Here is a 22,044-nt window from a genome sequence, read left to right as displayed (position 1 = left end):
CTCGGCCGGGCCGTTCACCGGCGTGTCCGGCAGCGTGCCGCGGCAGCCTGGACGGGCGCCGGGGCGAGACGGGGGCGGGGATGGACGGGGAATGGGCGTGGCGGTTCGCCGAACTGCTCCGGCAGGGCAGCGCGCTGTCCGCGTTCGTCGCGGCGCGCGCCGATGACGAGGAGCGTGCGCGGGAGGCCGGGGAGTTTGGGGGCGCAGGTGATCGCCGCCGGACCCGCGCACGCGTGAGGACGCCTTCCACCTCTACGGACGCGCCACGATGGCCCCGAGGGAACTGCGGAGGACGCGTGAGGAGCCCGGGCACCGAGGAACGCCCCGGGTGCGGGACGGGGCGGCGGGTGTCCGTCAGGTCGTGGGCCGCTCACGCCAAGTGGCCAGGACGCCTCGGACCGCGTCGCTCACCTTCTCCTGCCCGGCGCGGTCGGCCCACATGTACGCGTCGTGCTCGGTGAGCGTGACGGCCCGGCCTGCGGTGGCGGCGGTGAAGGTGAACTGCCGGGTGAGCCTGCCGCTCCCGGAGCGGTAGTCGAAGTGGCCGAGATAGGCGCCGACGGCGGTGACCTCCAGGCCGGTCTCCTCCGCCACCTCGCGGCACAGCGCCTCGGTGAGCGTCTCGCCGTCGTCCACACCGCCGCTGGGCAACTCCCACAGGCCACCGAGATGGTCGTCGGCGGGGCGGCGCAGCAGCAGGACGCGGCCCTCCGCGTCGGTGACGACGGCTCCGACCACGTGTCTGGCGATGCCGTCGGCGGCGGCGGTTCGGAGGAGATCGTCCAGCAGGGCGGTGTCGACGGGGGCGTTCATCGGATCAGGGGTCCTTGTGGTCGGTGGTGGACGGGGCTGGTGAGGGTGCGGTGCCGGGCCGGGGTCGCCGTCCCGGCTCCGGGCCCGGTGGAAGGTCTCGGGGACGGCGCGGTCGCGCTCGGCGCGGGTGTGGCCGTGGTGGTGCCGGAGGTCCGGGGTGGTCACCCGGCCCATCCTCGCGGACGCGGCCCTGAACCGGCCTGCGATTCGCAGGCTTCGCCACCGAGCCGGCGGGGCGACCGCCCGGCGTCTCCGTACGCTGACACGTGGTACGGGGCTCACCGCCGGCGGACGCCCTCGCGCACCCGCCACCGTGGTCGCATGCACCTGGCAACACCTCAAGAGACCAGCAGCGTCCGCACGTTCGCCCAGCGGTTGTCCTCCACCCGTCGCGGGGCCCGGCTCGCCCGGCTGCTCGCCGCCGGGCAGCTCCGCGCCTGGCCCTTGTCGCCCTCCGTGGCCGAGCGCGCCGAGCAGGTCGTGGCGGAGTTGGCCGCGAACGCCGCGCTGCACGGGCGTGTGCGGGGTCGCGACTTCCGGATCTCCCTCACGCTCAACGGCGTGACGAGCGTCCTCCTGGTCGAGGTCACGGACACCCGTGGCGACAAGACGCCCGAGCCCGGCCCGGCGCCGGGCCCGGACGAGGAGTCCGGTCGCGGGCTGCTCCTGGTGGACGCGCTCGCCGACCGCTGGGGCACGGACCCGTACCCGCCCCACGGCAAGACGGTGTGGGCGGAGTTCGATCCCCCGTCTCGGCACCCGTGACGGCTTCCGTCCGTGCCCGGGCCGGTCCACTGGGCTCCGGGGCCGATCCGGGTGGCGGGAACTCGCCGGGGGGACGCGGACACCACGAGGACGACCGGCACGTTCCGCGCTCCTCCTGGTCGTCGATCAGGTCAACCGGTCGACTTGGCGGGATTCTCCGGTGAGGCGTCCTCCACCCTGGAGGATCGCAACAGGTTGGTGCGGCCACCCCGGTCCGGTGATGACTTCGCGTTGGTGGGCGCGGCGATACCCCACGCGGGTCCGTCTCGCCCGCGCCGCCGCGGGGGTCTCATACGTCGACGGGCCGGGGTTCGCTCTTGTGCCCGGCCTGCGTCTCGGGCACCGCGCGCGGGATGAGGAGGAACGAGAGAGTCATCGTCACGGTGGCCGCCACGGGCACCCAGGTGATGTCCGAGACGCCGATGACGGCGCCGCCGAGAGCCCCCGCCACCCCGGTGCCGAGGTAGAGGCCGCAGATGTTCAGCGCGAGGGCGGTCATCGCCGCCTGGGGCCCCGCCGCGCCCATGATGCTTCCCTGGACGGGCGGGTTGAGACCCCAGGCGAACACGGCCCAGAAGGCGATGACGGCGCCCAGCGCGACCGGGTTGCCGATGCCGCTGAACACCAGGGCCGCGGCCAGTGCCAGCGCGAGGACGTGTCCGCCGACGACCAGACGCAGGCTGCGCCGCGGCCCCAGCGCGTCGGCCGCGCGGCCGGCCAGCACGGCGCCGAACAGACCCGCGATGCCGACGATGAGGAGCATCACCGACAGCAGCCCGTAGGAGCCGCCGGCGACCTCCGCCGTGTAGGCCCCGAGGTAGGTGTAGAACATCAGGCCGCCGCTCGCCGCCAGGAAGGTGACCGTCACCAGGCGCAGTACGGCCGTGTTCCGCAGTGGGCCGAGCCGCTCCCGCAGCGGTGCGGGCTCGCTGCCGGCGATGCGCGGTGCCGTGGCCAGAAGCCCGAGCGCGGCGACCGCTCCCACCCCGGCGATCAGCCAGAACGTCGCCCGCCAACCGAAGGCTCCACCGAGCCACGACCCGAGCGGCACCCCGGTGAAGAGCGCCGCCGTCATTCCCGCCGTGACGACGCCGAGGTAGCGCCCCCGCATGCCCTCCGGGGCGCCCATGGCCGTCGTGGTGAAGGCGGCCGAGGTCACGACGGCCGCGGACAGGGCGGCGAGGACACGGGCCGCCATCAGCGGCCAGTATCCCGGCGCGACCGCGGCGGCCACATTGGCCGGCACGAAGACCAGCAACCCCAGAACCATCACGGTGCGCTTGGGGAAGCGCTCGAACACGACGGCCAGGGTCGGGGCCCCGAGCGCGTAGACGACCGCGAACACCGTCACCAATTGCCCGGCGGCCGAGATGCCGACGTCCAAGTCGGCGGCGATCGTCTTGAGCACGCCGGCGATGACGAACTCGTCCGTGGCCGTGACCAACAGGGTCAGGAACAGGACGAGAAGCCAACCGGGAAGGCTTCTTCTCATGGTGGACGAACCTCCGTCACACGCGCCGGAGCACCCACCGGGGCAGGAGGTTCGCCCTCCGCTCAGGGGGCGCGCGTTCGTGGCAATCGAGAATCGGGCATCGGGCGGCATCGGGCTTCCGGTCCGTACCGCGGCATCACGCACGTGCAGGACGCTAGGTGGTGACACCGGTGTCAAGGTCAAGCCCGCCCTCGGGAAGGCCGGCCGCGCGGGAGGGGCCGAGCCGGGTTCCTCACCCGGAAACGTGTCCGGGACTCACCGACATGCCGTTCGGCGGCCTCCGCCGGGTGATGGGGGTTCCCGAAGCCGTCCGGTCGCTCACGCCCTCCGCGCGTTGTCGAGCAGCTCCTGGAGTTCGTCGGCTCCGGACCGGGTGCGCAACATGGCGATGCGGCGGACCAGTTCCTCACGGTGCCGTCGCAGCAGCGCCGCCTTCTCGTCGATGACGGCCAGCCGCTCCTCGTACATCGCGATCGCGTGGTCGGCGTCGGAGCAGGACATGAAGTCGGCCATCTCCATGGAGAGACAGGGCTCGACGTGCAGGATGTCCTCGACGGTCAGCCCGGACCGCAGCAACTCCCTCACGTTGAGGACCCTGTTGACGGCGGTCTCGTCGTACTCCCGCCATCCTTTGTCGGTCCGGTGAGCCCGAAGAAGCCCCTTCTGCTCGTAGTAGCGGATGGACCGGCGGCTCACGCCGGTTCGCTCGGACAACTCCCCGATCCGCACGGCTTCCCCTTTCGCGGCGAGTTCATGGGTCGTCAGCGCCGCTCATGTTCCGGTGCGCGGCACGCGAGGGACAACCTCGACAGTGCGCACAGGGCACTTCCCGGCCACCGCGCCGGGCGGTCACGCGGGCCGCACCGCCGAGGCCCACGGGCCTGTGGGCCCGGATCGTCCCGGGGCGCCCCCACGCCCCACGCTCCCACAGCCGGCGCCATACCGTGGACGGGCCCTATACCGTCCCCGGGTCCGGTGTCCGCGCCCGGAGCCGGAACTCCAGGCCCGTCACCGCCTCCCTCGCCGCTTTCACGACCTCCTCCAGCGTGCCGCCCCGAGCGGCCATCGAGGCGAACCGGATGGCCGAGCAGCCCCGCCCGCCGCCGTCGGCGGGCCGTGCCCGTATGCCGGGCAGCTCCTTCTCCCCCAGCGTCTGCCGCGTCGCGCAATCGCCGATGTCGTCTCCTGTCGCCTCCAGCGTCAGCGTCGGGATCATGCCGCCGCCCATCCGGACACGTGTCTCGATCAGCCGCGGGCCACCGGGGGCAGGGCGACCTCCGAGTGCGTCGGGCCGAACTCCACTCCCAGGACGTCCAGCACCGACGTCACACACGTCCCGATCCCCGACACCGCGTCAGCCGAGGAGACGCACCGGGCTGCCGGCCAGATAGGCCTCGATGTTCTCGACGGTCTGCCCGTAGTACGTGCGGTAGTTGCGCTGGGAGACATAGCCCAGGTGCGGCGTCGCGAGGAGCCGGGGCGCGGTGCGCATCGGGTGGTCCGCGGGCAGCGGCTCGATGTCGAAGACATCGATGCCCGCTCCGGCGATTCGCCCCTCGTGCAGCGCCGCGAGCAGGGCGTCCTGGTCGACGATGGCCGAGCGGGAGGTGTTGATCAGGTACGCGGTGGGCTTGAGCAGGGCCAGCTCGGGGGCCCCGAGCAGGCCGCGGGTCCGATCGCCGAGCACGAGGTGGACCGAGACGAAGTCGCTCTCGCGCAGCAGCTCCTCCTTGGACGGAGCCAGGTGGACGCCGACCTCGTCCGCGCGTTCCTTGGTGAGGTTCTCGCTCCAGGCCACCACCTCCATGCCGAAGGCGAGGCCCACCTGGGCGACCCGGCTGCCGATCTTGCCGAGGCCGAGCAGTCCCAGCCGCCTGCCGTGCAGGTCGGCACCGACGGTGGACTGCCAGGGGCCTGCGGAGCGCAGGGCGTTGTTCTCGGTGACGATGCCCCGGGCGAGGCCGAGCAGCAGGGCCCAGGTCAATTCGACCGGCGGGGTGGGGGAGCTCTTGGTGCCGCAGACCGTCACGCCGTTGCGTTCGGCGGCCTCGTAGTCGATGACCGAGTTCCGCATGCCGGACGCGACGAGCAGCTTCAGGCGGGGCAACCGGTCCAACAGGGACGCGCGGAAGGGGACACGCTCCCGCAGGGTCACCGCGATGTCGAAGTCGGCGAGCGCGGCGGCCAGTTCGTCCTCGGTGGCGAAGTGCTCGGTGAAGCTGACGACCTCCACCCGGTCCTGGACGGGGCTCCAGTCGGCGACGCTGGTGGCGATGTTCTGGAAGTCGTCGAGCACGGCGCATCGAAGCCGCATATCAGTCATCTCCATGGATTCCGTGGCTTGCGGGGGATTCGTGAGTCCCGTGTGCGGGGACGGCGCCGATGCCGGGCGCCAGGGGCAGGGTAAGGGCACCGCGGTCGATGCGTACGCCGGTGAACGGGTCGCCGAGCAGGCCCACCGGCCCGTCCGAGTCGAGGCGGTCGGCGAGGCGGGGGTGGGCGAACGTCCGGGAGATCGACCGTTCGATCTTCCACCGGCGCCGTCCGAGGTGTTCGGGACGGCGATTCCGGCGGCTCGACGCGTTCGGCGGCGGGCATGCCGTGGTGGGGCCAGACGCCTCGCCCCCTCCGAAGACGGGCCGGGCCGCGGCGACGGCACCGGAGACGAGAGGAACCCCGGCCGCCGCACGGCCGGGGTTCCTCGGGGGCGGTGGGTGTCGGCCGGCGGGTGAGGTCACCCACGCCGCGAACCGCTCGTCCACATGCCCGGTGACCGCGCCGCGGCACGGTCACCGGGAATCGGGGTTCGGGCATCGGGAATCGGGAAGGTCAGCGCTGCAGCGTGAGGACACCCGGCCACCACGGCAGTCGGTCGTAGTCGCCGCCCGCGCCGGGGGACTTGCCCTGGTGGAGGAACCGCAGGTTGCAGGGGTCGATGGTCATGGCCTGGTCGGGGTTGTCGCGGACCAGGTCACCGTGGCTGATGTCGTTGGTCCGGGTGGCGCCGCTGTTGGCCTTGCCCGCGAAGGGGTTGCTCTCGCTTGTGGCCTGCGGGGTCCACGAACCGCTCAGGCCGGAGGCCGTGAAGGAGCGGAAGTAGCGCCCGTTCGCGCCCATCGCCTCGACGATCATGGGGTACTGGTTCCGGCTCTTGACCTTGTAGACCTGTACGCCCTCGAACAGGTTGGCCTTCGTGTCGCTCATGATCGTCGTGTACGACGCACCGAAGTTGCCCGGGAAGTTCCCGATCGGCATGCTCGCCCGGTGGATCTTGCCGTTGTCACCGGCGAAGAACAGGGAAGAACAGGTGGATGTTCCGGTCGTCGACGATCAGGGTCTGGTCGATCGGGCCGGTGTCGGCTCTGTCGGAGCCGGAGACGCTCCCGGTGGACAGCGACTGCGGGGAGGACCAGCCGTTGGGGTTGGTGGGGTCGCTCGACGTGCGGCAGATGAAGGGCCACGCACCCCACTGGTACGCCGGCACCCAGATGTTCTTGGGCGCGAAGCAGAACAGCGTGGGCGCCACCGCGGCCTGGTTCATCCCGATCTGGCCGGCCGACGCCATGTCCGACCGGTTCGTGAAGGGACTGGACATCATCGAGCCGTACGACGATCCCGACGCGCTCGTCGCGCAGACCAGGTGCTTGCCGTTGTGCTTCACGACGGTGAAGTCCTTCACCGCGTCCCAGCCGTGCGCCGGCTACGCCGGCACCCCCGTCGACGTCCACTGCTGGTTGGTCCCGCCCCAGCGGTCGTAAAACTGCAGGTGTGCCGTTGTCCTGGCCGGCTCCCAACACATCGAGACACCGGTTCGAACCAACACCGCGTAAGGCGCCACTGGTGGCCGCCTGAGCCGAGGGGGCGACGAGCATCGCCTTGCGACTCGGTGTTCGGGTGCGACCCGGAGATGCCCTGCTGTGCGATGGAACGACTCCGATTCGTTCGCGGTATCGAACAATGGCCGAAGTGTCGAGCACCTGAATGACAAGGAGCCGGTGGACGGCGTCAACGCCCTTCGCATGTGCCGCCGCCGACACCGAAACACCTCGTGGAACCCGCGAGGGAAACGGCGCGCGCCACACCGTCAAGCGGCTGGCCCGTACCGCCGTTTGCCGTCGGACGCGCAGGGCGGCGGGACCGCCCACACGTGCGACCACGCTGGGTACCGTCGCGACCGTGCCGCCCCCACTCCCCACGACACCTCGGCCCCGTACGTCTCGCCCTACGCCCGCATGGAGACGGGCGCCTGCCGCCTGCTCGGAGCCGTCGAGTCGGCCGAGACGAGACGGGCCTGTTCGACGGTGCCGGAGAGCAGACGACCGAGGAGGAGCCGAGCGTCATACGAGCGTCGGGCTCCTGGGCGATGCCCTAGCGCCGTCGCCGACACGAGGGCTGCTCCGCCTGCGAAACCGCGGGTCGGGCCGCTCCCACAGTCGAAGCGGCCGTCCCACACGACGGATGACCGAAAAACAGGTCGAGCGCGGTCCCCGGCTCGACGAACCCGCGGGTCAGGAACCCTTCTCCGCCGGCTTGAGGATGGCGACGCACTCCACGTGGTGGGTCATCGGGAACAGGTCGAAGGCGCGCATGAAGTGCGGGACGTAGCCCTCCGCGGCGAAGTAGGCCAGGTCGCGGGCGAGGGCCGCCGGGTCGCAGGCGACGTAGGCGATGCGGCGCGGGCCGAGCGCGGCGATCTGCCGCACCGTCTTCCGTCCGGCGCCGGAGCGGGGCGGGTCCAGGACGACAATGTCGGCCTCGGTGATGCCGGTGCGCGGCAGGACCTTCTCCACCGTGCCGCGCTCGACGCGGACCCGGTCGAGGTCGGCGAGGTTGTGGCGGGCGTCCTCCACGGCGCGCTTGGACGCCTCGATGCCGAGCACCGCCCCCTTGGGCCCGACTCGGTCGGCCAGCGCGCCGGCGAAGAGCCCGGCGCCGCAGTACAGGTCGAGCGCCGTGTCGCCCTTGTGCGGGGTGAGGCCGGTCATCACGGCCTCCACCAGCAGGTCGGCGGCCTTGGGGTGGACCTGCCAGAAACCGCCCGCGCTGATCCGCCAGGTGCGCTCGGCGGCTCGTTCGCGGACGTAGGGGCGACCGTGGACGCGGTGGACGCCGCGCTCCCCGTTCCGGCCGCGGGGCTCCTCCACCCGCGCCACCGACACCGGACGGTCCAGTTCCACCAGGGGCAGCCGTCCGTCGGGACGGGGGGTGATCAGGACCTGGCGGTCGCCGGAACCGGTGGCGGCGACGGCCTCGACGGCGGCGGTCTGCGGCCAGGTGCGCTTCTCGATGCCCAGTTCGCTCACGCCGGGCGCGGCGATCAGGCAGCGGTCGATGGGCTGGATCTCGTGGGAGCGGTGGCGGCGCAGTCCGACCCGCCCGTCGTCGTCGACGGCGTACTGCACGCGCGTGCGCCAGGCGGGCACCTCCCCCTTGGGCACCTTGTCGCCGGGGGCGGGTTCGACGGTGCCGTCCCAGCCGACGTCCTCCGCCGTCAGCCCGGCCAGCCGTTGGAGTTGTTCGGCGATGACGGACGCCTTCAGCCGGCGCTGGGCGCCGGGCGCGGCGTGCTGCCAGTCGCAGCCGCCGCAGCGGCCCGGTCCGGCGAAGGGACAGGGGGCCTCGACGCGGTCCTTGGACGCCTCCAGGACCTCCACGGCGTCGGCGCGCAGGAAGCGGGAGCCCTCGTGGCCCTCGGTCACCCTCGCCACGACCCGCTCTCCGGGCAGGGCGTGACGGACGAACAGGACCCGCCCCTCCTCGGTGCGGGCGACGCAGTGGCCGCCGTGCGCGACGGGGCCGATCTCGACCTCGTACTCCCGGCCCACCAGCGACGCGGGCGCGGCGGCCTCGTCGGCGCTGTCGGTGCCGGACTGCGCGGCGGGGGGCGTGGCGGGGGATGTTGCGGGGGACATGGGGAGTCGCTCCAGGAAGTGGTGTGCGCCAAGGACGGCGGTCGTCCAGCCTACCGCTCGTGCGCGGTGGGCCCGCCGCCTACGGTTCGTGCCGGTCGTCCGGGCCGACCGGGCCGCGCCGCACCGCGCCGGGTGCGCTCCACTCCGCCCGCCTGCGGGCCCGCAGGCGGGCGCGTTCGGAGGACTCCAGTTGGTAGGGCACGGAGGTCACCATCACGCCGGGGGTGAACAGCAGCCGCCCCTTGAGGCGCAGGGCGCTCTGGTTGTGCAGTAGCTGCTCGTACCAGTGGCCGACGACGTACTCGGGGATGTAGACGCTGATCACGGCGCGCGGGCTGCGGCGTCGCAGGCTCTTGACGTACTCCACGACGGGCCGGGTGACCTCGCGGTAGGGGGAGTCGAGGGTCTTGAGGGGGACGTCGATGCCGCGCCGGCTCCACTCCTCGCGCAGGGCGCGGGTCTCCTCGGGGTCGACGTTGACGCTGAGGGCCTCCAGGACGTCGGAGCGCACCAGCTTGGCGTAGGCGATGGCTCGCAGCGTCGGCTTGTGGATCTTGGAGACGAGGACGATGGAGTGCACTCGCGAGGGGCGGGTCATCTCGTCGCGGCTCTCCTCCACCGGCAGCGCCAGTTCCTCGGCCACCCGGTCGTAGTGCCGTCGGATGCCGGTCATCAGCGCGTAGAAGAAGACCATGCCGATGAGGGCGACCCAGGCGCCGTGGGTGAACTTGGTCACCAGCACCACGACCAGGACCAGTCCGGTGAAGAAGGCGCCGAAGGCGTTGATGGCGCGCGAGCGCGCCATCCGGCGGCGGGCGGCGAGGGCGGTCTCCTCGTCCAGCAGGCGGTTCCAGTGCCGGACCATGCCGATCTGGCTGAGGGTGAAGGAGACGAAGACGCCGACGATGTAGAGCTGGATCAGCCGGGTGGGGTCCGCGTCGTAGGCGTGGACCAGGGCGCCCGCGGCGACGGCGAGCAGCACGATGCCGTTGGAGAACGCCAGCCGGTCGCCGCGGGTGTGGAGCTGGCGTGGCATGAGGCGGTCCTGGGCGAGGATCGAGCCGAGGACGGGGAAGCCGTTGTAGGCGGTGTTGGCCGCCAGGAACAGCACCAGCGCGGTGGCCGCGGCCAGCAGCAGGAAGGGCACCGAGCCGTCGCCGAAGACGGCCGCGGAGACCTGGGCGATGACCGGGTCCTGGTGGTAGCCGGGGCCGGCGGGTTCGCCGTCGATGAGGATGTCCTTGGCCGGGTTCTCGGACATCTTCACGTTCGTGGCCAGGGCCAGGGCGATGATGCCGCAGAACATGGTGACGGCCAGGCCGCCCATGAGGGCCAGGGTGGTGGCGGCGTTGCGGCTCTTGGGGCGGCGGAAGGCGGGGACGCCGTTGCTGATGGCCTCGACGCCGGTGAGGGCCGCGCAGCCGGAGGAGAAGGCGCGCAGCAGCAGGAACAGCAGCGCGAACCCGGTCAGGTCGCCCTGTTCGGCGAGGATCTCGTAGTCGGCGCTGGGCGCCCTCATGTGGTCGCCCAGGACGAACCAGCGGAAGGCCCCCCAGCCGATCGTGATCAGGACGCCGGCGACGAAGACGTAGGTGGGGATGGCGAAGATCGTGCCGGACTCGCGCACCCCGCGCAGGTTCATCACGGTCAGCAGCGCGATGATCGCCAGGGCCACCCCGACCTTGTTCTCGGCGACGAACGGGACGGCCGAACCGAGGTTGTCCACGCCCGCGGCGACCGACACGGCCACGGTCAGCACGTAGTCCACGAGCAGGGCGCCGGCGACCGCGCGTCCGGCGCGGGGCCCCAGGTTGACGGTGACGACCTCGTAGTCGCCGCCGCCGGAGGGGTAGGCGTGGACGTTCTGCCGGTAGGACGCCACCACCGTGAACAGGAGCACGACGATGGCGAGCGTGATCCACGGACCGTAGTGGTAGGCGGAGAGTCCGGCGATGGAGAGGACCATCAGGACCTCGCCCGGGGCGTAGGCGACCGACGACAGGGGGTCGGAGGCGAAGACCGGCAGGGCGATGCGCTTGGGCAGGAGTGTTTCGGTGAGCCGGTCGCTCCGCAGCGCACTGCCGATCAGGATCCGTTTGGACACATCGGTCAGCTTGGACACGCAGGGGATCGTATGCCGTGTCCCGCCGCGCGGACCAACCCCGCCGGCGGTCCCCGGGCGGGCGACCACGGGTCGCCGCCGCGCGGTTGCGAGGCGTGCCCGAGGAGCCAAGCATGGCCGTATGGGCGAGCACGAGGGCGGCATCACAGCGGGCGAGCCGGGCGGCCGGTCGACTCGCTGCCTGGTCACCGGGGCGACCGGCTACCTGGGCGGACGGCTGGTGCCGGAGCTGTTGGCGGCCGGGTACGCGGTGCGCTGTCTGGCCCGCGTCCCGGGCAGGCTGCGCGACCACCCCTGGGCCGGGGAGGTGGAGGTCGTCCGCGGCGACGTGACCGACGCCGCGTCGGTGGGCGCGGCGCTGGAGGGCGTCGACGTCGCCTACTACCTGGTGCACTCCCTGGGGAGCGGCCCCGGTTTCGAGGAGACCGACCGGAGGGCGGCGCGGATCTTCGGCGAGCGGGCGCGGGCGGCGGGGGTGCGGCGGATCGTCTACCTCGGTGGGCTGGTTCCGCGCGGGATTCCCGAACGGGAGCTCTCGCCGCACCTGCGCTCCCGGTCCGAGGTGGGGCGTCTGCTGTTGGAGTCCGGGGTGCCGACGGCCGTGCTGCGGGCTGCGGTGGTGATCGGTTCGGGCTCGGCGTCGTTCGAGATCCTGCGCTATCTGACCGAGCGGCTTCCGGTGATGGTCACCCCGAGTTGGGTGCGCACCCGCCTCCAGCCGATCGCCGTCCGCGATGTGCTGCGCTACCTGGTCGGCTGCGCCTCCCTGCCGCCGGACGTGAACCGGACCTTCGACATCGGCGGCCCGGACGTCCTGTCGTACCAGGAGATGATGCGGCTCCACGCGGCGGTGGCGGGGCTCCGTCGGCGCGTCATCCTGCCGGTGCCGGTGCTCTCCCCCGGTCTGTCCAGCCACTGGATCGGGCTGGTCACCCCGGTTCCCGCGGCGCTCGCCCGGCCGCTGGCGGAGTCGCTGCGGCACGAGGTGGTGTGCACCGAGCACGACATCGCGCGGTACGTGCCGGATCCGCCGGAGGGCCTGCTGGGGCTCGCCGAGGCGCTGCGTCTGGCCCTGGAGCGGGTGCGGGAGGCGCGGGTGGCCACCCGCTGGTCCTCCGCCTCCGTGCCGGGCGCTCCCAGCGATCCGCTTCCCACGGACCCGGGCTGGGCGGGCGGCAGCCTCTACGTCGACCGCCGGGAGCGGGTGGTCGCCGCCTCGCCCGAGGCGCTGTGGCGTGTGGTGGAGGGCATCGGCGGCGAGAACGGCTGGTACTCCTTCCCCCTGGCCTGGGCCGCGCGGGGTTGGCTGGACCGGCTGGTCGGCGGGGTGGGCCTGGCCCGGGGGCGGCGGGACGCGGAGCGGCTGCGGGTGGGCGAGGCGCTGGACTTCTGGCGGGTGGAGGAGATCGAGCCGGGACGGCTGCTGCGGCTGCGGGCGGAGATGCGGCTGCCCGGCCTGGCGTGGCTGGAGCTGGCGGTCCACCGCGACCGGTCGGGGCGGACGGTCTACCGGCAGCGCGCGCTGTTCCACCCGCGCGGCCTGGCCGGGCACGCGTACTGGTGGAGCGTGGCGCCGTTCCACGCCGTGGTGTTCGGCGGGATGGCGCGCAACATCGCCGCCGCGGCGGCGGCCGAGGCCGCCGGGACGGGAGTGGCGGCGGCCGATTCCGGGAAGACGGGCACCCCCCGCGCCGGGGGGAGCCGGTGGCGCGCGTTCAGGGCCGGGGCGGGTCCTCGTCGGACCGGCGCGACTCGGCCAATTCCTCGTTCATGGCGGCCAGGAAACGCACCACGGCGCGGAGTTCGGCGTCGCTGAAGCGCCGGCGGACGGCGTCGGTGGCCCGAGCGAGGGGACGGAAGTACTCGCGGGCCACCTCCCGGCCCCGAGGGGCGTAGTGGAGGTGGACGATCCTGCGGTCGGCCGAATCCCGGGTGCGTCGGATGTGGCCCGCCCGCTCCAGCCTGTCCAGGCACGCGGTGACCGCGCCGGAGGTGAGTTGGAGCCGTTCGCGCAGCATGCCGGGGGTGACGGGCCCGTCCTCCTCGCCGTCCAGGATCTCCACCAGGGCCTGCACGTCGGTGGGGTGGAGCCCCTGTGACTGGGCGAAGTCGTGTGCCATCCGGCTGAACTCGCCGTTCATGCGGCGCAGCAGCACGGCGAACGCCTGGAGGCTGGTGGGGTCGTCCGATTCGCTCACTCCCCCACGATATACAGTCTTGATCGCAAACATTCTCAATGACAAAGATTCCTGCCTCACGGGGCGGGCACGCACTCTTCAGCTCAGGGGAGTCCATGAAATCCACACCGAGCCTCCTGCGGTGGCTGATCCCCGCGGCGCTGATCGTCGTCTGGCTGGCGGTCGGGGGCGCTTTCGGTCCGTACGCGGGGAAGATCAGCGAGGTCGCCGTCAACGACCAGGCCTCCTTCCTCCCGGAGAGCGCCGAGTCGACGCGGGTGATCGACGAGCAGAAGGCCTTCCAGACCTCCGAGGCCGTCCCCGCCATCGTCGTCTGGGAGGCCGAGGACGGGACGCTCGACGCGCGGCAGCGCGAACAGGCCGGCCGCGTCCTGGCCGAGCTGGCCGACGCCCCCGGCGTGGAGGGCCGCCCCTCCCCCGCGCTGCCGTCCGAGGACGGCGAGGCGCTCCAGGGGGTGGTCCGACTCTCCCCCGACCTCGACGACGAGTTCCCCGAGGTCGTCGACTCCCTCCGCGAGGCCGCGGGGAAGGTCGAGGGCACCACCGCCCACGTCGCCGGCCCGGCCGCCACCCAGGCCGACCTCTCCGAGGCGTTCGCCGGAATCGACGGCCTGCTGCTGGCCGTCGCGCTGACCGTGGTGCTGCTGATCCTGCTGCTGGTCTACCGCAGCGTGCTGCTGCCGTTGGCCATCATCCTCGGCTCCGTCTTCGCCCTCTCCCTGGCCTGCGCGGTCGTCTACTTCCTGGCCAGGGAGGACGTGGTGCGGGTGGACGGCCAGGTGCAGGGCATCCTGTTCATCCTGGTCATCGGCGCCGCCACCGACTACGGGCTGCTGCTGTCCGCCCGCTTCCGCGAGGAGCTCGCCGTGCGCGGCGACCGCATGGCCGCCGGACGCGCCGCGCTCCGCCGCTCCCTGGGGGCGATCACCGCGAGCGGCGCCACCGTCGCCCTGGCCCTGCTCGCCCTGCTCCTGAGCGACCTGAGCAACAACCAGGCCCTGGGTCCCGTGGGCGCCATCGGCATCGTCTGCGCGATGCTCGCCGCCCTGACCTTCCTGCCCGCCGTGCTCGTCGTGCTCGGCCGCGCCGCGTACTGGCCGGCCCGTCCCACCCCGCCCGCCGATCCGGCCGAACCGGAGGCCGCGACCGGGGTGTGGGGCAAGGTCGCCTCCCTGGTGGACCGCTCCCCGCGCCGGGTGTGGGCGGTGTCGCTGGTGTGCCTGGCCGTCGCCGCCGCGTTCTTCCCGACGCTCTCCTCCAGGAGCGTGCCGCTGAGCGAGATCTTCGTCGGCGAGGCGCAGTCCGTCACCGCCCAGGAGAAGCTGACCGAGCACTTCCCCGGCGGCTCCGGCAACCCCGCGGTGATCATCGCGAACGCCGACCGCGTGGCGGAGGTCACCGCCGCCGCCCGGGGCACCGAGGGCGTGGCCGCCGCCGCGCCGGTCACCTCCTCCGGACGGCCGGGCGTGGGCGAACCGCTGGTCGTCGACGGCCGGGTGAGCGTCCAGGCGACCCTGTCGGGCGCGAGCGACTCCGAGGGCGCCCTGCGGACCGTGGAGCGGCTGCGGGAGTCGGTGCACGCGGTGGACGGCGCGGACGCCCTGGTCGGCGGCTACACCGCCCAGCAGCTCGACACCCAGGACACCGCGCGGGAGGACCGCGCGCTCATCATCCCCGTCGTCCTGGTCGTCATCCTGCTGATCCTGATGGGGCTGCTGCGCTCGTTGGTGCTGCCGGTCCTCCTGGTGGCGACCGTGGCCCTGAACTTCCTGGCCACCCTCGGCATCGCCGCTCTGGTCTTCGAGCACCTGCTCGGCTTCAGCGGGACGGACCCCTCCATCCCGCTCTACGGCTTCGTGTTCCTGGTGGCGCTGGGCGTGGACTACAACATCTTCCTGATGACCCGCGTCCGCGAGGAGTCGCTGCGCCACGGAACCCGGTTGGGCGTGCTCAAGGGGCTGACCGCCACGGGCGGGGTGATCACCTCGGCCGGGGTGGTGCTGGCCGCCACCTTCGCCGCGCTGGTGGTGATCCCGCTCTCCTTCATGGTGCAGATCGCCTTCATCGTCGCCTTCGGCGTCCTGCTGGACACCATCGTCGTCCGCTCCCTGCTGGTGCCCGCCCTCACCCGGGACATCGGTCCCGCCGTGTGGTGGCCGAGCGCGCTGTGGCGCCGCCGCGACACGGCCCGGGGAGACCATGAGGGGGCCCGCCCCGCGGACGCCGGGTAGCGTTACGGCCGGACAACGCCTCCAGTGGGTGCCCCGACGGGGCGGGAAGGACGACGCACGATGCCGGCCAGGGTCGTCACGGCAGGGGAAGGCACGGGGTAACGGCCTTATGCACATCGTCATCATGGGGTGCGGGCGCGTGGGCGCCGCGCTCGCTCGGACCTTGGAGCAGCGGGGTCACACGGTCGCCGTCATCGACCGGGACCCGGCGGCCTTCCGCCGGCTGGGCTCCGCCTTCGGCGGGCGCCGCGTGGAGGGGTTCGGCTTCGACCGGGACGTCCTCCGCGAGGCGGGGATAGAGGAGGCCGGTGCGTTCGCCGCCGTCAGCAGCGGCGACAACTCCAACATCATCGCGGCCCGGGTGGCGCGCGAGATGTTCGGCGTGGAGAACGTGGCGGCCCGCATCTACGACCCCCGCCGCGCCGAGGTCTACCAGCGTCTGGGCATCCCCACCGTCGCCACGGTCCGCTGGACGGCCGACCAGATGCTGCGGCGTCTGCTGCCGTCCGGCGCCGAGCCGTTGTGGCTGGATCCCACCGGCGGCGTCCAACTCGCCGAGGTGCGCGCCTCCACCGCCTGGGTCGGGCACCGGGTCAGCCGGCTCCAGCAGGAGACGGGCACCCGGGTCGCCTTCATCACCCGGCTGGGAGAGGCGATGCTGCCCACCTCCGACACGGTGATCCAGGAAGGGGACCTGGTCCACGTGATGATGCGCTGCGATCAGGTCGGCGCCGTGGAGGCGGCGTTCTCCAGGGGGCCGGAAGGAGAGAGGCGATGAGGGTGGCGATCGCCGGGGCCGGGGCGGTGGGCCGTTCCATCGCCGCGGAACTGTTGGAGAACGGTCACGAGGTGCTGCTCATCGACAAGTCGCCCTCGGCGATCGCGGTGGATCAGGTACCGCGGGCCGAGTGGCTGCTGGCCGACGCCTGCGAGATCACCTCGCTGGACGAGGCGGCGCTCCAGCGCTGCAACGTCGTGATCGCCGCGACGGGCGACGACAAGGTCAACCTCGTGGTCTCGCTGCTCGGCAAGACCGAGTACGGCGTGCCGCGGGTCGTGGCCCGGGTGAACAACCCCAGGAACGAGTGGCTGTTCAACGAGTCCTGGGGCGTCGACGTGGCCGTCTCGACCCCGCGACTGATGTCCGCGCTGGTGGAGGAGGCCGTCAGCGTCGGCGATCTGGTCCGGCTGCTGCGGTTCAGCCAGGGCGACGCCAACCTGGTCGAGCTGACCCTGCCCCCGGAGGCGGCGCTGGCCGGGACGCGGGTGGGCGACGTGCGGTGGCCCGAGGACACCGCGCTGGTGACGATAATCCGCGGCAGCCGGGTGCTGACCCCCACTCCGGAGGACTCCCTGGAGGAGGGTGACGAGCTGCTGTTCGTCGCCGCGCAGGATCGTGAGCGGCAGCTCGAGGAACTGCTGTCGGCGCGGCGCGAGCCGGAGCGCCCGCGCCGCGTGGACGACCAGGAGGAGCCGGACGAGTTCTAGGGACTCGCCCTCACTTGACCGCCCCGGTCGGCCGGGGCGGTCAGGAGTCCGTCCGCGCCTCGTCCGTCCGGTGCTCGGCTTGGAGCCGCTCGCGGGCGCGTTCCCGCTCCGCGGCCTCCTCCGCCTCCATTTCGGCGATCACGTCGATCGGCGGCGGGGCCTTGGCCAGGAAGACGTAGGTCAGGTAGACGCACAGCAGCAGCGGCGGGATGCCGAGCGCCACCTTCACCCAGCCGAGCTGGGTGACGTCGCCCCAGAAGTAGATGGGGAAGAGGATCGCCGACTTCCCCAGCAGGACCAGGCCCCAGGCCCAGGTGGCCTTGGTGTACGCCTTCAACCGGCCGGGGTTGCGGGTGCGCCAGGAGAGGTTCTCGCGCATGAGCGGCCCGAGCAGCACCCCGATCAGCGGGAAGCGCAGCATCGCCGAGAGACAGTAGGCGACCGCCAGGCCCAGGGTGTAGAGCATGCCCGGCAGGTAGAAGTTCTTGGCGTCGCCCGACATCATCGCGAAGACCGCGCCGATGGCGACCCCGAAGACACCGCTGAAGGCGTGTTTGAGGGTCTCGCGCCGCACCAGGCGGACCAGGGCGAGCAGGACGCTCAGGCCCAGGGCGGCGTAGGCCGCGAGGTGCATGTCCCGCTTGATCGTGTAGATCAGCACGAAGACCAGTCCGGGCACGGTGGTGTCCACCATGCCCCGCGCGCCTCCGAATGCCTCCAGCAGGGCCTTGTCCGTCACCGTCGGGCCGGACTCGTCGGCCCCGGCCCCGGACTCGTCCGGGTCGGCGGCCGGCTTGTCGAGAGAGGTCACCCGCTACTCCTGTTCGCTGTCCTGTCCGATGGGGCGCAGCTCGTACCTGGGGTTGAACAGCACCGGGCGACCGTGGTTCATCGCGATCCGCCCGGAGGCGATCAGCCTGCGGCCCGGCTCTATGCCCGCGATGGAGCGCCGGCCCAGCCACACCAGGTCCAGGGGTGCGGACCCGTCGAACAGTTCCGCTTCCAGTGCGGGCACTCCGGCCCGAGGGCGCTGCGTCACCGTGCGCAGCGTACCGGCCACCTTGACGATCTGCCGGTCGCCGCAGTCGCGGATGCGGGTGCAGCCGCTGTCCTCGCTGTCCTGCCGCAGCTCGGCGGAGAGCAGGTCCTCCTGCGAGGACGACAGCCGGCCGAGCAGGCGCCGCAGCCGGCCGCCCTGCTTCTCGAGTCGGGTAACGCCACTCATGCGGCCAGCGTACCCGCGCCCCTCACCGGGGGTACCTCCGTCGGCGACCCGGAGGCCGGATGTGTCGAGGGTCGCTTCAGGGCAGGGTGGGAACCGGTCGGAGTTCCGGCCCCGCCTCCCTCAACCGTCCGTCCCTCAGCTCCAGGACGCGGTCGGCGCGGGAGAGCAGCCAGGGGTCGTGGGTGGCGACCAGGGCGGTGCCCTCCTGGCGGCGCACCAGGCTGTACAGCAGTTCCAGGACGGGGGCGCCGCACTCGGGGTCGAGCTGCGCGGTGGGTTCGTCGGCGACCAGCAGCGCGGGGCGATTGACCAGCGCGCGGGCGAGGGCCACGCGCTGCCGCTGGCCGCCGTCCAGCTCGTCGGGGCGTCGGGCGGCCCGGTCGGCGAGGCCGACCTCGGACAGCATCAGGGAGACCCGCTCGTCGCGTTCGGGCGGCGGCACGTGACGCAGGCGCAGCGGTACGCCGACGTTCTCGGCGGCGGTGAGGACGGGCAGCAGTCCCGAGGAGGGGAAGACGAAGCCGATGCGGTCGCGGCGCAGCCTGAGCCGTTCCTGTTCGCCCATGCCGTCCAGCCGTGTCCCGTCGACGGTGATCCGCCCGGAGACGGGGGTGTCGAGTCCGCCGACGAGGCCGAGGAGGGTCGTCCGGCCGGCGCCGGGGCGCCCGATGACCGCGACGAACTCCCCCCGCCGGACGGTAAGCGACACACCGCGCAGAACGTGGGTGACGGTGGGTTCCCGAGTGTAGGAGTGGTGCAGATCCTCGACCTCGACCTCGACCACGACGCTCATACGGCCTCCCCCTTCCGGCTGCCCGGACGGTGTCGAGCCTAGCGTCCCGTCCACCGCCGCCGTCGGCGAACGGGCTTTCGCTAGCCGTCGTCCTCCCAGGTGACGACGGCGAGCATGTACCCCGTCTCGGTCTTCTCCTTCAGGTGGACGAAGGCGGTCCGCCCCTCGCTCGTCCGCACGCAGAAGGAGGAGCCGACCCCTCTGATCTCGCGGGCCGAGCCCGGCACGGCGAACCGGGCCAGGTGGTCGTCGCACTCCGCTCGGGTCGGCGCGCGATCGTCCTCCCACTCCGCCGTGGTGCCCATGGTCCCGATCCCGGTCATCGCCAGGGCGAAGTGGTACAGGTCCGTGCCGCCGAACGTGAGAGAGTCCAGATCTTCCGAGGCCCCCGGTGGATCGGAGTCGAGGTCGATCTCGCCGGCGATCAGCACGTCCCCCGAGAACCTGACCGTCCCGGGCGTCGCCCGGGGCTTCCTCCCGATGTCGTCCTCGGGTTCGAGCCCGCCGGACGGGTTCTCCGCCTCGGGCTCCCGGGCACCGTCGTTCTCGTCGCCTCCGTGCCACAGGTCGTTGCGGCCGTTGCCGTTCCCACAGATGGAGGAGCCCTCGCAGGTCGTGGTGGAACAGCCGGTCGCCGCGGCCAGGCAGAGCGCGACCGCGAAGACGGCGGTCACGGTGGACGAGACCCTCGTCCTCATCGCTCCGGTCATGCTCCGGGCCCCGTCACTCACCGGATTCCGGCGCGTTCACCGTGTTGTCGTGGTTGCCGTCGCCGCAGACCGCCCCGTTGCGGCAGTCGTTGTCGCTTCCCCCGATGGTCTGCTGGACGGTGAAGATCCCGACGATCGCCAGCGCCACCGTTCCGACGACCCCGACGACGTACATCCATAACTTCCGGCGGTCTGCTCCACTCATGGGCACGGCGTCCCCCCACTTCCCCATGGACCCCTTCGAAGTGGACTCATGGTGACACACCGCACGTTCCGACGTCAGCGGATCGACGACGGGGGATCGCGGGCGGCGAGGCCCTGCCGGCCGCCTCGGCGGCAGGGCTCTCGTCGAGCCGGGTCAGCGGACCTCGGTGATCTCCGGGCCGCGCTGGAGCTTGTCGATGCCCCCGGCGAAACGGGAGCCCGCCTCGGCCGGCTCCTGCTGGATGCCGTCGGGCACCATCTGGGCGTCGCTGGGCAGTCGCAGGACGATCGGGTCGCGGGGGGCCATCGGGCCGTCGCCGCGCACCACCACCGTGTCGCGGAAGATCTGCTCCAACAACCCGGCGGCCTGCGGCTGCACCGCGCCCTGGCCGGAGATGACACCGCGCAGGAACCAGCGGGGACCGTCCACGCCGACGAAGCGCACGACCTGCATGCCGCTCTTGCCGTCCGGGAGCTGGACCGGCACCTGGGCGCGCAGCTCCCAGCCCAGCGGACCCTCGACCTCGTCGACGATTCCGCCCTGCTTGGTGATGCCGGCGCCGATCTCCTCGCGCACCTCGTCCCAGATGCCCTCGCGCTTGGGGGCGGCGAACGCCTGGAGCTGGATGGCGCTGTCCTTCAGCACGATCGTCGCGGCGACGATGGCGTCGCCGGCGACCTCCACCCGCAGTTCCATGCCCTGCACCCCGGGCACGAACAGGCCGCCCAGGTCGACGCGGCCCTCGCCGGGCGCGTGCAGCTCGCTCACGTCCCAGGGGCCGTCCGGCCGGGGCGCCGGCGGCAGCTTCACCCGAGACGCCGCGGCGGACTCGTCCGACGCGGCGGCGCTCTCGTCGGATCGTTCCGTCTCGAACTCGTCCGAGGCGCCCTCGGGCTCTACCTTCTTCTTGCGACGACGTCCGAACACGTCACTGTCCCTTCAAGTCCGCGGCCTCGTCGGCCGCGACCGCAGCGTAATGGTTGTGCTGTGCAGCGTGGTCCTGTACGGCGTGGCCCTGTGCGGCGTGGCCGCCCGTGGAGCCGAAGCCCCCCGCCGCTCGTGCCGAGTCCGGCAGTTCCTCCACCTCGTGGAAACGCACCTTCTCGACCTGCTGGACGACGAGCTGGGCGATGCGGTCGAACCGCTCGAACCGCACGCTCTCGCGTGGATCCAGGTTGGCCACGATCACCCTGATCTCCCCACGGTACCCGGCATCGATGGTTCCGGGGGCATTCACGAGACAGACCCCGCAGCGAGCGGCCAGACCCGATCGTGGATGCACGAAGGCGGCGTACCCCTCGGGCAGGGCGATGGAAACCCCCGTGGGCAGCACGGCCCGCTCTCCGGGGGCCAGGTCGGCGGCCTCGGTGGTCACCAGATCGCAGCCCGCGTCGCCGGGGTGGGCGTAGGAGGGGATCGGCACCTCGGGGTCGAGGCGGCGGATCAGCACCTCCAGGGGCGGACGGCTCACGGGTTCACCTCGAAGGCCCGGGCGCGCCGGACGGTGTCGGGGTCGGCCATGGCGGCCTCGATCTCGTCCTTGCGGCCGTTCGCCACGAAGTGTTCGACCTTCACCTCGATGAAGAGCGCGTCGGCGCGGACCGCGACGGGGCCCTCGGGGCCGCCGACGCGGCCGGTGGCGGTGCAGTAGATCTTCCGTCCGTGGCGGGCGACGGCCCGTGCCTCCAGGTGCAGCACGCAGTCCACGGGCACGGGCCGCAGGAAGTCGGTCTCCAGCCGCCCGGTGACCGAGATGACGTGCATCAACCAGTTGAGGGAGCCCAGGATCTCGTCCATCGCGGTGGCCAGCAGCCCGCCGTGGGCGAGACCGGGCGCTCCCTGGTGCTCGGGGCGGACGGTGAACTCCGCGGTGGCGCTGACGCCCTCGCCCGCCCGTACCCGCAGGTGCAGTCCGTGCGGCTGCTCGGCGCCACAGCCGAAGCACTGGGCGTAGTGTGCCCCCAGCGGTTCGCCGGGCGCGGGGGCGTCGGGGTGACGCACCGGGGCCTCGGCGTCCTCCGGCGGCGTCAGGGAAGTCTTGGTGTCGCTCACGGATGTCGACCTTACCGTCGGGTCAGGGACCCGGTCCC

General features: G+C 72.4%; 21 protein-coding genes and 1 pseudogene. 5 read left to right on the top strand and 17 right to left on the bottom strand.

Features of this window, described 5'->3' with window-relative positions; genetic code table 11:
- Nucleotides 1-354: 354 nt before the first annotated feature.
- The gene (locus IF47_RS0112705; protein WP_342667255.1) at nt 355-978 is read right to left on the bottom strand and encodes an NUDIX domain-containing protein; all 624 of its coding nucleotides are present in this window, start codon (nt 976-978) and stop codon (nt 355-357) included.
- A gap of 156 nt (nt 979-1,134) precedes the next feature.
- Between IF47_RS0112705 and IF47_RS0112700 the strand changes: the two genes are divergently transcribed.
- Nucleotides 1,135-1,578 (top strand): ATP-binding protein, encoded by a 444-nt coding sequence (locus tag IF47_RS0112700; protein WP_031508831.1) that lies wholly within the window; start codon nt 1,135-1,137, stop codon nt 1,576-1,578.
- A gap of 289 nt (nt 1,579-1,867) precedes the next feature.
- On the opposite strand, the gene IF47_RS0112695 is transcribed toward IF47_RS0112700, so the two are convergent.
- From IF47_RS0112695 to IF47_RS0112660, 7 genes and pseudogenes are all read right to left on the bottom strand, one after another.
- A complete protein-coding gene (locus IF47_RS0112695) occupies nt 1,868-3,070 on the bottom strand; it encodes an MFS transporter (RefSeq protein WP_031508830.1) in 1,203 nt (400 codons plus the stop codon).
- 318 nt (nt 3,071-3,388) lie between these two features.
- Nucleotides 3,389-3,784 (bottom strand): MerR family transcriptional regulator, encoded by a 396-nt coding sequence (locus IF47_RS0112690; protein ID WP_245641097.1) that lies wholly within the window; start codon nt 3,782-3,784, stop codon nt 3,389-3,391.
- 241 nt (nt 3,785-4,025) lie between these two features.
- Nucleotides 4,026-4,286: a hypothetical protein gene (locus IF47_RS0112685; RefSeq protein ID WP_157839957.1), complete on the bottom strand. Its 261-nt coding sequence runs from the start codon at nt 4,284-4,286 to the stop codon at nt 4,026-4,028.
- Between the two features lie 138 nt (nt 4,287-4,424).
- Complete coding sequence (locus IF47_RS0112675; RefSeq protein ID WP_031508827.1) at nt 4,425-5,384, bottom strand: D-2-hydroxyacid dehydrogenase family protein; 960 nt, start codon at nt 5,382-5,384, stop codon at nt 4,425-4,427.
- 515 nt (nt 5,385-5,899) lie between these two features.
- A pseudogene (locus IF47_RS27750) lies at nt 5,900-7,008 on the bottom strand (non-reducing end alpha-L-arabinofuranosidase family hydrolase).
- Nucleotides 7,009-7,578: 570 nt separating this feature from the next.
- A complete protein-coding gene (locus tag IF47_RS0112665; RefSeq protein ID WP_051717543.1) occupies nt 7,579-8,982 on the bottom strand; it encodes a class I SAM-dependent RNA methyltransferase in 1,404 nt (467 codons plus the stop codon).
- 79 nt (nt 8,983-9,061) lie between these two features.
- Nucleotides 9,062-11,104, bottom strand: coding sequence for an APC family permease (locus IF47_RS0112660; RefSeq protein WP_031508825.1), 2,043 nt, complete (start codon nt 11,102-11,104; stop codon nt 9,062-9,064).
- Nucleotides 11,105-11,225: 121 nt separating this feature from the next.
- Between IF47_RS0112660 and IF47_RS0112655 the strand changes: the two genes are divergently transcribed.
- Nucleotides 11,226-12,920, top strand: a complete 1,695-nt coding sequence (locus IF47_RS0112655; RefSeq protein ID WP_078591776.1) for an SDR family oxidoreductase — start codon at nt 11,226-11,228, stop codon at nt 12,918-12,920.
- Here IF47_RS0112655 and IF47_RS0112650 read toward each other — a convergent pair.
- Entirely contained in the window at nt 12,820-13,335 is a 516-nt protein-coding gene (locus IF47_RS0112650; protein WP_051717542.1) for a MarR family winged helix-turn-helix transcriptional regulator, read from the bottom strand. The genes IF47_RS0112655 and IF47_RS0112650 overlap by 101 nt on opposite strands.
- A 62-nt stretch (nt 13,336-13,397) precedes the next feature.
- Between IF47_RS0112650 and IF47_RS0112645 the strand changes: the two genes are divergently transcribed.
- The 3 genes from IF47_RS0112645 (at nt 13,398) to IF47_RS0112635 (ending at nt 17,021) form a co-directional block, all read left to right on the top strand.
- Entirely contained in the window at nt 13,398-15,533 is a 2,136-nt protein-coding gene (locus tag IF47_RS0112645) for an MMPL family transporter (protein ID WP_031508822.1), read from the top strand.
- Nucleotides 15,534-15,642: 109 nt separating this feature from the next.
- Nucleotides 15,643-16,311 carry a potassium channel family protein gene (locus IF47_RS0112640; RefSeq protein WP_031508821.1) on the top strand — a complete coding sequence of 223 codons (669 nt, stop codon included), beginning with the start codon at nt 15,643-15,645 and terminating at the stop codon, nt 16,309-16,311.
- On the top strand, nt 16,308-17,021 hold the full coding sequence (locus IF47_RS0112635; RefSeq protein WP_051717540.1) for a potassium channel family protein: 714 nt from the start codon (nt 16,308-16,310) through the stop codon (nt 17,019-17,021). The genes IF47_RS0112640 and IF47_RS0112635 overlap by 4 nt, the downstream gene beginning before the upstream one ends.
- 40 nt (nt 17,022-17,061) lie before the next feature.
- On the opposite strand, the gene IF47_RS0112630 is transcribed toward IF47_RS0112635, so the two are convergent.
- The 8 genes from IF47_RS0112630 to IF47_RS0112595 all read right to left on the bottom strand — a co-directional run bounded on the left by IF47_RS0112630 (nt 17,062) and on the right by IF47_RS0112595 (nt 22,006).
- Entirely contained in the window at nt 17,062-17,832 is a 771-nt protein-coding gene (locus IF47_RS0112630) for a DUF3159 domain-containing protein (RefSeq protein WP_051717537.1), read from the bottom strand.
- A 3-nt stretch (nt 17,833-17,835) separates the two neighbouring features.
- Nucleotides 17,836-18,246, bottom strand: a complete 411-nt coding sequence (locus tag IF47_RS0112625; RefSeq protein WP_031508818.1) for an OB-fold nucleic acid binding domain-containing protein — start codon at nt 18,244-18,246, stop codon at nt 17,836-17,838.
- A gap of 76 nt (nt 18,247-18,322) precedes the next feature.
- Nucleotides 18,323-19,039, bottom strand: a complete 717-nt coding sequence (locus tag IF47_RS0112620; protein ID WP_051717535.1) for an ABC transporter ATP-binding protein — start codon at nt 19,037-19,039, stop codon at nt 18,323-18,325.
- A gap of 80 nt (nt 19,040-19,119) precedes the next feature.
- The gene (locus IF47_RS0112615; protein ID WP_031508816.1) at nt 19,120-19,737 is read right to left on the bottom strand and encodes a hypothetical protein; all 618 of its coding nucleotides are present in this window, start codon (nt 19,735-19,737) and stop codon (nt 19,120-19,122) included.
- A gap of 25 nt (nt 19,738-19,762) precedes the next feature.
- A complete protein-coding gene (locus IF47_RS30680; RefSeq protein WP_157839956.1) occupies nt 19,763-19,954 on the bottom strand; it encodes a hypothetical protein in 192 nt (63 codons plus the stop codon).
- A gap of 153 nt (nt 19,955-20,107) precedes the next feature.
- Entirely contained in the window at nt 20,108-20,881 is a 774-nt protein-coding gene (locus IF47_RS0112605) for a DUF3710 domain-containing protein (RefSeq protein ID WP_031508815.1), read from the bottom strand.
- Nucleotide 20,882: 1 nt separating this feature from the next.
- The gene (gene dut, locus IF47_RS0112600; protein ID WP_031508814.1) at nt 20,883-21,425 is read right to left on the bottom strand and encodes a dUTP diphosphatase; all 543 of its coding nucleotides are present in this window, start codon (nt 21,423-21,425) and stop codon (nt 20,883-20,885) included.
- On the bottom strand, nt 21,422-22,006 hold the full coding sequence (locus tag IF47_RS0112595) for a PaaI family thioesterase (RefSeq protein WP_031508813.1): 585 nt from the start codon (nt 22,004-22,006) through the stop codon (nt 21,422-21,424). Before IF47_RS0112595 ends, dut begins: the two co-directional genes overlap by 4 nt.
- Nucleotides 22,007-22,044 lie beyond the last annotated feature (38 nt).

Origin of the sequence: Streptomyces megasporus, from assembly GCF_000718985.1 — a bacterium.
In the GTDB taxonomy this organism is placed as follows: domain Bacteria; phylum Actinomycetota; class Actinomycetes; order Streptomycetales; family Streptomycetaceae; genus Streptomyces; species Streptomyces megasporus.
The sequence above is the reverse complement of the archived record's forward strand: the minus strand, read 5'-3'. Positions and strand labels throughout refer to the sequence as shown.

Bases quoted from the DNA above. Each gene is read 5' to 3' on its own strand.
- IF47_RS0112700 (WP_031508831.1), top strand. From the start codon at position 1,135: ATGCACCTGGCAACACCTCAAGAGACCAGCAGCGTCCGCACGTTCGCC.
- IF47_RS0112695 (WP_031508830.1), bottom strand. From the start codon at position 3,070: ATGAGAAGAAGCCTTCCCGGTTGGCTTCTCGTCCTGTTCCTGACCCTG.
- IF47_RS0112685 (WP_157839957.1), bottom strand. From the start codon at position 4,286: ATGATCCCGACGCTGACGCTGGAGGCGACAGGAGACGACATCGGCGAT.
- IF47_RS0112675 (WP_031508827.1), bottom strand. From the start codon at position 5,384: ATGCGGCTTCGATGCGCCGTGCTCGACGACTTCCAGAACATCGCCACC.
- IF47_RS0112665 (WP_051717543.1), bottom strand. From the start codon at position 8,982: ATGTCCCCCGCAACATCCCCCGCCACGCCCCCCGCCGCGCAGTCCGGC.
- IF47_RS0112655 (WP_078591776.1), top strand. From the start codon at position 11,226: ATGGGCGAGCACGAGGGCGGCATCACAGCGGGCGAGCCGGGCGGCCGG.
- IF47_RS0112650 (WP_051717542.1), bottom strand. From the start codon at position 13,335: ATGTTTGCGATCAAGACTGTATATCGTGGGGGAGTGAGCGAATCGGAC.
- IF47_RS0112645 (WP_031508822.1), top strand. From the start codon at position 13,398: ATGAAATCCACACCGAGCCTCCTGCGGTGGCTGATCCCCGCGGCGCTG.
- IF47_RS0112640 (WP_031508821.1), top strand. From the start codon at position 15,643: ATGCACATCGTCATCATGGGGTGCGGGCGCGTGGGCGCCGCGCTCGCT.
- IF47_RS0112635 (WP_051717540.1), top strand. From the start codon at position 16,308: ATGAGGGTGGCGATCGCCGGGGCCGGGGCGGTGGGCCGTTCCATCGCC.
- IF47_RS0112625 (WP_031508818.1), bottom strand. From the start codon at position 18,246: ATGAGTGGCGTTACCCGACTCGAGAAGCAGGGCGGCCGGCTGCGGCGC.
- IF47_RS0112620 (WP_051717535.1), bottom strand. From the start codon at position 19,039: ATGAGCGTCGTGGTCGAGGTCGAGGTCGAGGATCTGCACCACTCCTAC.
- IF47_RS0112615 (WP_031508816.1), bottom strand. From the start codon at position 19,737: ATGAGGACGAGGGTCTCGTCCACCGTGACCGCCGTCTTCGCGGTCGCG.
- IF47_RS30680 (WP_157839956.1), bottom strand. From the start codon at position 19,954: ATGAGTGGAGCAGACCGCCGGAAGTTATGGATGTACGTCGTCGGGGTC.